A 13023-nucleotide genomic window follows, 5' to 3' on the forward strand; every position below is an offset into this window, starting at 1 on the left:
TGGTTAATTTAAGCGGCGGCTCCGGGGAAGGTCTTAGAAATATGATGGATAACATAAACCGGAATTACCCCAACAGGTTCGTCGTTTTTGCCAATGTAAATTTTAATGGTGTAGGTAATCCGGATTGGGCAGAAAATGCTGTAAAACAGCTGGAAGAAGATGTCAAAAATGGTGCTAAAGGATTAAAAATATATAAAAGTTTAGGATTAAGAAATAAGGATATTGATGGAAATAGAATAACAATCGATGACCGGCGATTGGATCCTATTTGGGCAAAATGCGGGGAATTGGGAATTCCTGTTCTCATCCATGCTGCTGATCCTAAGTCTTTCTGGGATCCCATGGATAGTAGTAATGAGCGATGGTTGGAATTAAAAACCAGGCCACGAAGGAAACGATCAGCAAATAATCCTGCTCCCTGGGAACAAATAATAGAAGAACAGCATAATATGTTTAAAAATCATCCGCAAACGAAATTCATCAATGCTCACATGGGATGGTACGCTAATAATTTACAAAAGCTGGCAGAACTTATGGAAGAAATGCCAAATATGTATGTAGGAATTGGGGCGGTAATAGCAGAGCTTGGAAGGCAACCTAGAAATGCACGTAATTTCTTTATTAAGTACCAGGATCGAATATTATTTGGTAAAGACAGTTATCAGCCAAAAGAGTTCCCTACTTATTTTAGGGTTCTGGAAACCGCAGATGAATATTTTCCTTATTACAAAAAATACCATGCTTTCTGGGCTATGTACGGGCTGGATCTCCCGGACGAGGTATTGAAAAAAGTATATTATAAAAACGCAATAAAACTTTTAACGGGAATAGACCAAAGTTTGTTTGATAAATAGGCGATTTAGTATTCTTATTATTTAATTGTATTCTCGGTTTAGTATGTAGTATTAAAGTCTTCTTTTTGGGTTCTCAGTGCATGCATTTTTGATACTTGGCCTTATATCGGTAGATTACTTTTCAATAAAATTTTAAAGAAAGTGTGATTTAATTGGTCATAAGCCTACTAATTATTGAGAAGATTTAAAATATGGGTAAAGAAGAATCATTTACCGGGATAATCAAGGAAAATGAAGGAGTGATTTTTAAAATCACTACTATCTATACACAAAACGAACAGGATCAAAAAGATTTATACCAGGAAATTGTTTATCAGTTGTGGAAGTCCTTTGATACCTTTCGAAATGAGTCTAAAATTAGTACCTGGATGTACCGTGTTGCTCTCAATACGGCCATTAATCAATTGAACAAAAGCAAAAAACATTCCAATACTACCGGCATAGATCAGGTTGTTCTCAAACAAACAGAAAATTACGATACTGAATTTGAAAACCGCTTGAAAATTGTATATCAGCATATTCATCAATTGAACATACTTGAAAAAGGTTTAATACTCCTCTTGTTAGAAGGTAAAAAGTACCAGGAAATTTCAGAAATCACTGGACTGAGCGAAACTAATGTCGGAACCCGTATCTCCAGGATTAAACAAAAATTAAAATCACGAATATTAAAAAATTAAGTTATGGACTTAGAAGAAATCCAGACTATTTGGTCAGAAATGAGTGATCAGTTAGAGCAGCAAAAAAAATTAACCAATGAACTAATTATGAAAATGACTCAAGACAGGTATAGCAATAAGTTTGATAAGATCACATTTTATGAAACAATAGGAGCAGTAATATGTTTCCTGGCGGCCATTTATTTTTTGGTCAACATAAATAAATTAGACACCTGGTATCTTCTTGCTTGTGGTATATTCACAATAGCATTTTTAATACTATTACCTGTAGTTACTTTGGGATTATTAGGAAAAATGAAACGAATGAATATTGTGAAAAATAGTTTTAAGGAAACTATAGTAGGCTATACAAAAGCAAAAAATCAGTTATTACTCATACAAAGGGTTGGAATATATTTAAGCTTTGTATTAATGTTTACTTGCCTGCCCGTATTTAGTAAGATCATGAAAAACAAGGATCTCTTTTTGCAAAGTAAGATCTGGTTGATTTATCTTCCAATAATGGCAATCTTCTTATTTTTCTTTTCAAGGTGGGGTTATAAATGCTACAAGAACATTACCAATTCTGCAGAAAATATTCTTAAGGAATTGGAAGTTTAAAATAATAATAGTCAAATATTTATAAGGCCCCGTTTATCGGGGCTTTTTAGATGTCTCTAAAACCACGCGATTTACTGGTTCTTTTGTGATTTTTAATGTACTTTATCCTTGCTTTAGAATCGTTGCGCTTGACTACCCGGATTCATATACCTTTTAATCCATTGGTCGTTGAGCAGGTAATTGAGAATTCAGGTTGATTCCTTAGATAAGTAGTATGAAAAAGTTATGCTTTACATTAGTTTTCTTTACATTACTATTGCCACTCAATGCCCAAAAAAAGAACGAAGATTTTCGTTTAAATATTCGAAAAACAAATTTACCTGTAAAAATAGATGGCATCGCTGATGATGAAGCCTGGGAAGGAACTGATGTAGCCAAAGATTTTTTCATGGTAACGCCTATGGATATTGACAAGGCCACAGATAAGTCCGAAATACGAATGACCTATGATGACACCAATATCTATTTAATAGCAACTTTTTATAACAGTGTCCCCGGAGGTTATTTTGTAGAGTCGCTGAGACGTGATTTTTCTTTTAATAAGAATGATAATTTCTTACTGTTCCTGGATCCTTTTAATAATCAGACTACTGGATTCACTTTTGGTTCGAATGCCGCTGGCGCCCAATGGGATGGAACCATGTTTGCCGGTGGTAGTGTGGATCTTAATTGGGATAGTAAATGGATATCAGCGGTAACCAGAGACGATGAAAAATGGGTATTTGAAATGGCTCTTCCGTTTAAGTCCATTAGATATGAAGATGGAGTTAAAGAATGGGGGATTAATTTTAGCAGGTTGCATTTGGCAACAAGTGAGAAATCGAGTTGGACACCAATACCAAGACAGTTTCCTACCGCATCACTTGCATATACCGGAGTTTTGGTTTGGGATGAACCTCCTCCAACGCCGCGTTTTAATTTTTCTCTAATTCCATATGTCTTGGGTCAAACGACCTACGATTTAGAAGGAAATACAGACTACGAGACCAAGGTGGGTGGCGATGTTAAAATAAGCCTGTCTTCTTCATTAAACCTGGACCTGACGATAAATCCAGACTTTTCTCAGGTAGAAGTAGACAGACAGATTACAAATCTGGATAGATTTGAACTTTTCTTTCCGGAAAGAAGACAATTTTTCCTTGAAAATGCCGATCTGTTTGCCAACTTCGGTTACGAGACTATCAGGCCCTTCTTTTCAAGACGAATTGGACTGGGTATTCCAATTAACGGTGGTCTAAGGCTCAGCGGAAACCTTGGTGAAAAATGGCGTTTGGGAGTCATGGATATTCAAACGGCAAAAGACGAAGCAACAGGACTGCCAAGTCAGAATTTTGGTGTCTTTAGCTTACAGCGACAAGTGTTTAGCAGATCTACCATAGGGCTGCTTTTTGTAAATAAGCAATCAACCAATTATCCACAGGATAGCGACTCGCTACGGACAATTTATCCAAAGTTCAACCGCAATTTGGGACTGGAATATAATTTGGCTTCGCCAGATAACTTGTGGAATGGAAAAGCCTTTTTAATCAAATCTTTTACACCTGATAAGCAAGGAAATGGCATTACACAAGCTGCCAACATTGAATACAAGAGTAGAAGGTGGAATTGGGGTATTAAAGAAGAATATGTGGATAGTACGTATACCGCCGAAGTTGGCTTTGTACCCAGAAAGGGATATTTTAATTTCAGCACCTTTTTGGGTCATTTATGGTTCCCTGATGAGGGGCCGGTAGTTAGTCATGGGCCTGTTGGAAAATTGAATTATTATTTTGATGAGAAAATGAAGGAAACGGATCATCAGAATATACTGCAATACCAAATCAACTTTCGCAATAGGAGTAGTATAAGTCTGGAGGGAATAAATGAGTATGTTAAATTACTGGCGCCTTTTGACCCTACAGGGACAGGCAAAGATTCCCTGGCCGCAGGAACTAAACATCGGTGGAATGCCTTCAGCTTTGAATACAATTCCAAACCACAAAGTATGTTTACATATGCTGCAGGAGGAAGATATGGGGGTTACTACGAAGATGGTAAGCGCTTAAACATAACCAGCGAATTGGGTTATCGTTTTCAACCTTATGTAAGCCTTAGCTCCAATATTAGCTATAATAATATCAAATTACCCGAACCATGGAATACTACAGAATTTTGGCTAATAGGATCGGAAATAGATATTACATTCACCAATAAATTATTCTTTGCCAACTTATTTCAATATAATGAACAATCAAAAAACTTCAACTTAAACTCAAGGCTTCAATGGCGTTATAAGCCTGCATCGGATTTGTTCCTTGTTTATACCAACAATGAATTGTTGGCACCTTTTGAAGGTAGAATCTGGTCAATCACTCTAAAATTAACATACTGGTTTAATAAATAATTTTAAAAATCTGATATCAAGTTATACTTCGACAGGTTTGAATTATGCTTGTTTATGATAAAATATTTAAAATTTTCTCGTAATTTAATAGCTAATTCCAACCATTTTATTAATAGCAAAAATACCTGACATGAAAGGCAAAAGTCCAAATTCTAAAGTTGAACAAGAAAACAAAAAATCAAATCTCACACGAAGAAAATTTATTAGAAATTCCGCCTATACTTTGGGAGCGATTTCAATAATACCACGCCATGTTTTGGGAAAAGGTTTTGTTGCTCCAAGTGATAAGGTTAATTTGGGTTTTATTGGCCTCGGCAAGCAGAGTAGGGGACTTGCTTCACGATTTGTTGAGAATACAAATGCTCAGATTGTAGCCGGTTGTGATGTGTGGACTACTAAAAATGCGTGGTTTAAGAATCATGTTGAAAAGGTATATGCGGAACATCGGAACAAATCAAATTATAACGGGGTAAGGACTTTTCTGGAATATAAAGAACTGCTTGATCAGGACGGCATTGATGCCGTGGTAATTGTAACTCCTGATCATTGGCATGCCCGACAGTCTATTGATGCAATGAAAGCCGGAAAAGATGTTTTTGTTGAGAAACCATTGACGCATACCTTAAAAGAAGGCAAGGACATGGTGAAATGGGCAAAAAAAACCGGTAAAATAGTACAGACCGGAAGCATGCAGCGCTCATGGGATAATTTTAGGAAAGCTTGCGAACTCGTAAGAAATGGTTATTTGGGAGATATTCAGAAAATTTTGGTTAACGTAGGAGATCCTGCAAGGCCTTATGATTTGGCTGCAGAGCCTATGCCGAAAGAAGTTAATTGGAATAATTGGTGTGGTCCGGCTCCCCTTTTGGCCTATAATCACCGCTTAGCACCTTCAAATAATGACGTTGATTTCTGGCCAAACTGGCGTTATTATCAAGAGGTTGGTGGTGGTATTTTATGCGACTGGGGTGCACATATGTTTGATATCGTTCAATGGGCCCTGGGAATGGACAGAACCGGACCTGTGAAATTTGTACCACCGGCCGACAAAAATGCGGTACGTGGTTTAAAGATGTATTACGCCAACGGAATAGAAGTCGTTCATGAAGATTTTGAACGAGGATGGGGCGTTCGCTTTTATGGAACCGAAGGCAAAATGGACGTGAGTCGTAGTTTTCTTGAAACAGATCCTGAGGGTATCCTTAACGTAGAATTAAAAAATACGGATACACGTTTGTACAAAGTAAAACAAGATCATTATCAGGATTGGATGGATGCCATTAAAAATAGAACCCAACCTATTTGCGATGTAGAAACAGGTCATCGCTCCGCAAGCGTTTGTAATATCGCAAATATTGCTTATAGCCTTGGAGAAACGCTTCAGTGGGATCCTGAAAAAGAAAAATTTAGTGGAAACAATGCCGCCAATAAGATGCGACACATGAAATACAGAAAATTTTAATTGACCGGTTTTGACCTAATAAATAGTTATTGAAAAATACTATTATTAAAATCAAAGCCTGAAAGTTATGTTCATTTTGTGAGACATACTTAGGATAATAGAGCATTTGTAATAATTCTACTATCTTTAAAGGTGGATCTTAAAGTTGTACCATATAAAATTCACATAAAAAAACAGTCACTAAAAATGCTGTTAACTGCAGTATTTTTGGGATTTGTTTGCAGTTCGGCCGCCCAGGTGCCCCCGGATTGCACCATGTTGACATCTCCTTCGAATGGTGAAACCGGAGTTTCCGTAAATACACAACTGCAATGGCAGGCAGTAGCAAACGCCACCCAATATTTTCTTTTTATTGGTACTAATCCGGGAGGAACAGATATAGTAAATGGAGTATCAGTAGGGAGCAATCTCAGCTATACACCAGCAACAAGTCTGATGCCAAATACAGTTTATTATGTCACTGTAATTCCCAATAATAATAACGGTGATGCACAAAACTGTATGGAAGAAAGTTTCACAACAGGGTTGGCAAGTTCTATTCCTGGCTGCGTTACGCTGTTTAGTCCTATCGCAGGTTCTTATGGAGTGCCTCCGGATATAAACATTAGCTGGACTGGCCAGTCAGCAGCTGTAGGATACATTCTGAATATAGGCACCAGCACAGGTGCAAGTGATATTATTAGCAATTTAGATGTAGGAAATGTGACTACCTATAATCCTCCTGCTGACTTGCCACTTTCACAGCGTGTTTATATTACTATAACACCCTATAATAGTGCTGGCGAATCTCCGTCCTGTGCTGAAGTTAATTTTAGGACAAGAGGCAATAATGCACCTTTGTGTACAGATATAATAAATCCGGTTGATGGAGGTGAATTCGTTTCAGTGACAGCAAATATCACGTGGATCAGAGAATTTAATGCTTCGGGATACCTCATGACTATTGAGAAAACGTCGATTGGAGGCGTTAAAATACTAGACAATTTTGATGTTGGCAGCGGGACTAATTTTAAGCCACCGGATTTTGAAGGTAATACAGTCTATTATGTGCGCATTACGCCCTATAATGACCTGGGAGCAGCACCAAATTGTCAACCTATTTCCTTTACAACCGGCGCAGCTCCTGTGCCTCCAGATTGTACCAATCTCGTAAATCCAAAAAATGGCTCTGATAATATTGATGTAAACTCCAATATAGAATGGGAATCTGTGCCTAATATTCTGGGGTATATTTTATCTGTTGGAACTTTTCCAGGGGGTGCAGATATAGTCGAGGATCTAGATGTAGGCAATACAACCATTTACAGCTTTGATCAGCTCCTTCCGGAAAGCAGTATTATTTACGTAACCGTTATTCCCTATAAATTAAATTTAGAGGCTGAAAATTGCCGGGAGGAATCCTTTACAACAACTGGTTTTCAGAGCACGCCGGATGAATTGCCAGTTCCTAAATTTTTTACACCGAACAATGATGGTTTTAATGATCAGTGGATAGTTACATCAACGCCGGAAATTGAAGTCAGCACAATACACATATTTAACAGGTATGGCCAACTATTAAAACAATTATTTCCGGATCAGGGATGGGATGGCAGTTTTAATGGAAAACCACTGGCATCCGATTCTTATTGGTACCGAATAGAAACTACCCAGGGCAATTCACTGGTTGGTTTCTTTATGCTCAAGCGATAGGGTGTTATCTTGAATTGTCACTAAATTTATATTCAGGAAGGAAAAATTATGTTGAGAAGAGGGACTATTTTCTCATATTAAGACTTATTGTTGAATTCTGTATCATTCGTAAATCAGAATGTTAACAGTAAAAATACTGTACGTAGAATTAAGATAATTTTAAGTGCTTTATACGTCTTAAAGCACTATCTTTTATTTATGTTGAATAGATCAACTATTGTGGGTTTTCTTTTAGTGGTTCTGATCGTTCCGGGTCTATACGGCCAGTATTCGGAGAGTGACTGGAAAGACAGGGATGAATGGATGAAAGTCAATGATATTTTTGAAATGGCTGGCGTTGAAGAAGGTAATGTTGTAGCAGATATAGGCTGCCACCAAGGCTATTTGAGCATTCGGCTTGCAAAATATATTGGTGAGACCGGGAAAGTATATTCGGTAGATGTACGGGAAGACCGATTAAATAAATTAAATGATATCGCTACCGAAAGGGGCATAAGAAATATTCATACTATTTTAGGTGATTATGACGATCCCAAATTGCAGCAGCAAAGCTTAGATGTAGCTTTTATTATTGACGCCTACCATGAAATGAAGGATTATAAACAAATCCTTCTGAATATAAAGAAAGCATTAAAACCGGATGGTCGCATACTGGTTCTGGAAAAACTTAAAAGCGAAATGATAGGAAAATCCAGACAGGAACAAACCCTGGCACATACTATTTCACCAGAATTTGTTGAGAATGAATTAACGGAAACAGGCTTCTCAGTTACAGATCTAAAAAAAGACCTTGGTTATTGGGAAGAAGACCCGGATAAAAAAATATGGGTGTTACTGGCTGTGCTTCCTTGAAAATTAGTTTTTGTATCTTGTAAAAAGAAATATTTATCTTCTAACTTAAAGATTAAGCTATGAAAAATATCTTTCTCAACACAATAATTTTGATCCTGGTTACTGCAACTTTGACTGCTCAAAAAAATGATGAAAAGCATCAAAAAAAGGAAGACCAAAAAAATAGAGCATACAATGCTACGCAAGAACTGATTGATTCTGGTAATTATCTGTTCGATCCAAACTATATTTCACCAGGAATAACATTAGCAACAATACCAAATCGTTTTATAGTTAAAGATGGAGAGGTTGATATAGATTTACCCTTTTATGGTACGGGGAGAGGGGCTGGCGGCTATAATACCAACCCCTACATCAACTACCAAGGGGTTCCGGATAAATACAATGTAAAATATATTGATAAGAAAAGACGGTCTATTATTAAAATAGGCGTACGCAGCGGTTCTGAGCGCCATGATATTACTCTTACTGTGGGCTATGGTGGCCAGACCACCGTAAAAGTAATAAGCAGTGCCAGGTCTTCAATAAATTATATTGGCCATTTGAAGCCCATAAAAGAAGAAAATATTAATTAAATGTGATAAAATGTCAGACAATTCCTGTCGACTATAGTTTAATAAGGTGAAAACATTAACAGATTTATATAAGACCGGCTCTTCCTTTAAATTTTTTGTTCTTGGCATAATTTACTTATTACCTATTTTCGGTTGCAGTCAAATAGACTATAAACAATTAAGGGAAAATATGATAGAGAATCAGTTGCTTGCAAGGGATATCAGGGATCCCGCTACCTTAAACGCAATGAGGATTGTTCCCAGGCATGAATTTGTGCCAACAAAAATGCAAGCGTATGCTTATGCAGATCATCCGTTGTCAATAGGAATGGGACAAACCATTTCGCAGCCATATATAGTTGCTTACATGACTCAGATCCTTGAATTAAAAAATTACCACCGGGTTTTAGAAGTGGGAACCGGATCGGGATATCAGGCAGCCATATTAGGAGAAATCGTTGATAGTGTATATACCATAGAAATAGTTGAAGCATTAGCTTTTACCGCAAAAAACAGACTTTCGGAATTAGGGTATGATAATATAAATGTAAAATCGGGTGACGGATACCTTGGTTGGCCAGATAAAGGCCCTTTTGATGCAATAATAGTTACGGCAGGGGCAGAGGAAGTACCCCAGCCACTTTTAGAACAGTTAAAAGAAGGAGGGAGGATGATTATTCCGGTTGGACCCCATAATGGAGTCCGGCAATTATTGCTTATCACTAATAAATCGGGGAAATTTAGAACCAAGGAAGTAATGGCTGTACGCTTTGTTCCCCTTACGAGAAAGAATAACTGAATAAAAATAGAGCAAAAAAAAAGGAGGTTAATTTCTTTTACCTCCTTAGTTAAATCTCTGCTGGCTTTAGTGGGCCAGTTCCTTGCTTATCGTTATCGGACATAATTTCTGCTTTCTGTCCAACGAACTCGTTTACTGTCCTTAAGATTGGAGAAGTATGAAAACCTTCTGGAATCTGTTGGTGAATGTTGTAATAAATTTCTCATTTCTTTTGTTTTTAAATTTAAAGATTACTTGCTACTCTACTATCTAAAACTGTTAGATTGTGTAGTGTCTTACTTCTGCCCAGCGCACTCTTTTACTATTTTTAAAATTAGAAAAGAAGTTATGTCTTCGTGCTTCTGTTGGAGTTTGTTTGATAGAATGTCTCATGATTGTTCGTTTTAAATATTAATACTAATTGATGTAATTTCTTGCTTCTGACCAGCGTACCCTTTTGCTGTTTTTAAAATTAGAAAAGAATGAATATCTTCTTGATTCTGTTGGTGACTGATTGCTAAAGTTTCTCATCGTTTTTATTTTTAAATTTTTATTGTCCCTTTTTACTTTTTTAAACTGTAAATCTTAATAACTTACATCTAATAGACGACAATAATTCTTATTTGTTACAGTACTATGTATAAAATAGTACCATATTATACAATTTTTAACATATTTGACATTTAAAATAATGAACAAATACATCTATATATATGATATACAGTAATTTAGATAAGTTGTATGAAATTAAAATTTTTTAATGTCAAAAAGTAATTTTAGGGGGATGCTTGTAAAAAAGACAAAAAAGTCGAGGATAAAAAGCAATTAAAACTTATATTGTAGAAACCAGTCGTACCAAAACCTAACAAATGTCATATGCTATATTTTTTATCCATATTAGATTTATGATTTCATTCCCAAAAAACAAGTACATATGAAAATATATGATGACAAACACATTAAAAATGTAGTATTCGTAGGAGCACACAACAGTGGTAAAACTACCCTTGCCGAAACCATGCTCTTCGAAGCCGGTCTTATCAATAGGAGAGGAACTGTAGAAACACAAAATACGGTTTCAGATTATCATGAAATTGAGCATGAAAGGGGAACTTCGGTTTATGCTACACCGCTTCATACTGAATGGCGGAATTACAAAATAAACATAATAGATACTCCGGGCCTGGATGATTTTGTAGGTGAGATCATTTCATCAATTCGTGTTGCGGATACAATCGTCACAGTTTTAAACGCTCAGCACGGGGTGGAAATTGGAACTGAAATCATTTGGAATTATGTCAACAACTACTCTAAGCCTACACTTTTTGTTGTAAATCAAATAGACCATGTAAATGCAAATTTTGAGAACTCGTTCAAAGGTATAAAGGCACTCGTGGGTAACAATGCGGCAGTTATTCAATATCCATTGGTTATTGACGGTGCACAATGTATTATTGATGTGCTGAAGATGAAATGCTATAAATTTTCACCTGAAGGAGGAAAACCAGAAAAATTACCAATTCCGGAAGATCAAAAAGAAAGGGCAGATAAATTACACAATGAACTTGTTGAAAAAGCAGCAGAGAATGACGAAGAATTATTGGAGCTTTTCTTTGAGAAAGGTACCCTAAATGAAGATGAAATGCGGGTAGGGATTAAAGCAGGGATGCTTAATCATGAACTATTTCCTGTTTTCTGTGTTTCTGCACTAAATGATATGGGTAGCGGAAGACTCATGGGCTTTATAGATAATGTAGCACCTGCTGCAGCCGATTTGAAACCGGAACAAACCGTTGAAGGAGATATGCTGGTTCGCAAGAAAGAAGCGCCAACAGCTTTATTTGTTTTTAAAACGGTTTATCAACCCAGTTTAGGGCAGATTTCTTTTTTTAAAGTAAAATCCGGAGAAGTTAAGGCAAATGATAAATTGGTAAATTCCAGAACTGGTGATACTGAAATACTTAATCATCTTTATATAATGGATGGTAAAAAGCGGGAATCAGTACCTAAATTGGAGGTAGGTGATATTGGAGCAACTTTGAAGCTCAAAAGCACAGATACCAATGATACACTGCATGCACCCGGAAAGTCAATTACTATTAAGCCTATACAATACCCGGAACCCAGAACCCACAAGGCAGTATCAGCGGTTAAAAAGAATGAGGAGGAGAAACTTAGCGATGCTTTAAAGAAAATTCATAATCAGGATCCAACAGTAGTAATTGAGTTTTCCAAGGAACTAAAACAACTTATTTTGGGTTGCCAGGGAGAATTACATTTAGCAACTATTAAATGGATATTAAACAATATTTATGGTGTTGAAGCCAAGTTTGAACAACCAAAAATTGCCTACAGAGAAACCATACAAAAAGCGTCAAATGCAAATTACAGACATAAGAAGCAATCCGGAGGTGCAGGTCAGTTTGCGCAAGTACATCTAAAAATAGAACCCTGGTACGAAGGCATGCCTGAACCGGAAGGGTTTAACATCCGTGGCAAGGAAGAAGTTGATCTTGACTGGGGAGGTAAATTGGTTTTCTATAACTGTATTGTAGGGGGAGTAATAGACATTCGATATTTGCCATCCATTAAAAAAGGTATTTTGGAGGTTATGGAATCGGGTCCATTAACGGGCTCGTATATCCGTGATGTTCGGGTTATGGTGTACGACGGAAAAATGCATTCTGTGGACTCCAATGATATTGCTTTCAAAATTGCGGGTGCACATGCTTTTAAAGAAGCTTTTCTAAATGCCAAACCTAAACTTTTGGAACCAATCCAGGAATTAACTGTTAAGGTACCAGAAGAAATGGTAGGAAATGTTATGACTGATCTACAATCAAGAAGATCTATCATACAGGGAATTGACAGTATAGATCATTATCAGATTTTGAAGTGTGCTGTACCACAGTCAGAGTTGTACGGATATTCAACAAACTTAAGGTCACTAACCCAGGGTAAAGCAACATTTAATTCGGCTTTTTCCGCTTTTAAGGCAGTTCCAAATAACATTCAGGCGAATCTTGTGAAGAATTAGGTAAACCTTAGGTATTAGAGAAGGCCATATCGTAAATTTTTGAACGATATGGCTTTTTTATTCCTATTACTTATTTGCAAGATTTATAAGCATAGAATTTAAGATAGAGTACTACTTGCGAACCATACATA

10 protein-coding genes are annotated in these 13023 nt (G+C 36.7%); all 10 read left to right on the forward strand.

Features of this window, described 5'->3' with window-relative positions; genetic code table 11:
- Positions 1-854, forward strand: an 854-nt coding sequence (locus tag Q0X89_RS05645) for an amidohydrolase family protein (RefSeq protein ID WP_297691991.1), incomplete at its 5' end; no start/stop codon positions are given.
- A gap of 191 nt (positions 855-1045) precedes the next feature.
- Positions 1046-1534: a sigma-70 family RNA polymerase sigma factor gene (locus Q0X89_RS05650; RefSeq protein WP_297691993.1), complete on the forward strand. Its 489-nt coding sequence runs from the start codon at positions 1046-1048 to the stop codon at positions 1532-1534.
- Between the two features lie 3 nt (positions 1535-1537).
- Complete coding sequence (locus Q0X89_RS05655) at positions 1538-2134, forward strand: hypothetical protein (protein WP_297691995.1); 597 nt, start codon at positions 1538-1540, stop codon at positions 2132-2134.
- Between the two features lie 214 nt (positions 2135-2348).
- The gene (locus Q0X89_RS05660; RefSeq protein ID WP_297691997.1) at positions 2349-4517 is read left to right on the forward strand and encodes a DUF5916 domain-containing protein; all 2169 of its coding nucleotides are present in this window, start codon (positions 2349-2351) and stop codon (positions 4515-4517) included.
- A gap of 130 nt (positions 4518-4647) precedes the next feature.
- Complete coding sequence (locus Q0X89_RS05665; protein WP_297691999.1) at positions 4648-5979, forward strand: Gfo/Idh/MocA family oxidoreductase; 1332 nt, start codon at positions 4648-4650, stop codon at positions 5977-5979.
- 186 nt (positions 5980-6165) lie between these two features.
- Positions 6166-7671: a T9SS type B sorting domain-containing protein gene (locus Q0X89_RS05670; RefSeq protein WP_297692001.1), complete on the forward strand. Its 1506-nt coding sequence runs from the start codon at positions 6166-6168 to the stop codon at positions 7669-7671.
- 198 nt (positions 7672-7869) lie between these two features.
- Complete coding sequence (locus Q0X89_RS05675) at positions 7870-8523, forward strand: methyltransferase domain-containing protein (protein ID WP_297692003.1); 654 nt, start codon at positions 7870-7872, stop codon at positions 8521-8523.
- Positions 8524-8582: 59 nt separating this feature from the next.
- Positions 8583-9098, forward strand: a complete 516-nt coding sequence (locus Q0X89_RS05680; RefSeq protein ID WP_297692005.1) for a DUF4251 domain-containing protein — start codon at positions 8583-8585, stop codon at positions 9096-9098.
- A gap of 46 nt (positions 9099-9144) precedes the next feature.
- A complete protein-coding gene (locus Q0X89_RS05685; RefSeq protein ID WP_297692007.1) occupies positions 9145-9876 on the forward strand; it encodes a protein-L-isoaspartate(D-aspartate) O-methyltransferase in 732 nt (243 codons plus the stop codon).
- Between the two features lie 913 nt (positions 9877-10789).
- Positions 10790-12892: a translation factor GTPase family protein gene (locus tag Q0X89_RS05690; RefSeq protein WP_297692009.1), complete on the forward strand. Its 2103-nt coding sequence runs from the start codon at positions 10790-10792 to the stop codon at positions 12890-12892.
- Positions 12893-13023 lie beyond the last annotated feature (131 nt).

The sequence above is a fragment of the uncultured Eudoraea sp. genome, assembly GCF_947258525.1.
Classification (GTDB): Bacteria; Bacteroidota; Bacteroidia; order Flavobacteriales; family Flavobacteriaceae; genus Eudoraea.

Coding starts and splice junctions, on each gene's coding strand:
- Q0X89_RS05665 (WP_297691999.1), top strand. CDS start 4,648: ATGAAAGGCAAAAGTCCAAATTCTAAAGTTGAACAAGAAAACAAAAAA.
- Q0X89_RS05690 (WP_297692009.1), top strand. CDS start 10,790: ATGAAAATATATGATGACAAACACATTAAAAATGTAGTATTCGTAGGA.
- Q0X89_RS05655 (WP_297691995.1), top strand. CDS start 1,538: ATGGACTTAGAAGAAATCCAGACTATTTGGTCAGAAATGAGTGATCAG.
- Q0X89_RS05680 (WP_297692005.1), top strand. CDS start 8,583: ATGAAAAATATCTTTCTCAACACAATAATTTTGATCCTGGTTACTGCA.
- Q0X89_RS05660 (WP_297691997.1), top strand. CDS start 2,349: ATGAAAAAGTTATGCTTTACATTAGTTTTCTTTACATTACTATTGCCA.
- Q0X89_RS05650 (WP_297691993.1), top strand. CDS start 1,046: ATGGGTAAAGAAGAATCATTTACCGGGATAATCAAGGAAAATGAAGGA.
- Q0X89_RS05670 (WP_297692001.1), top strand. CDS start 6,166: ATGCTGTTAACTGCAGTATTTTTGGGATTTGTTTGCAGTTCGGCCGCC.
- Q0X89_RS05675 (WP_297692003.1), top strand. CDS start 7,870: ATGTTGAATAGATCAACTATTGTGGGTTTTCTTTTAGTGGTTCTGATC.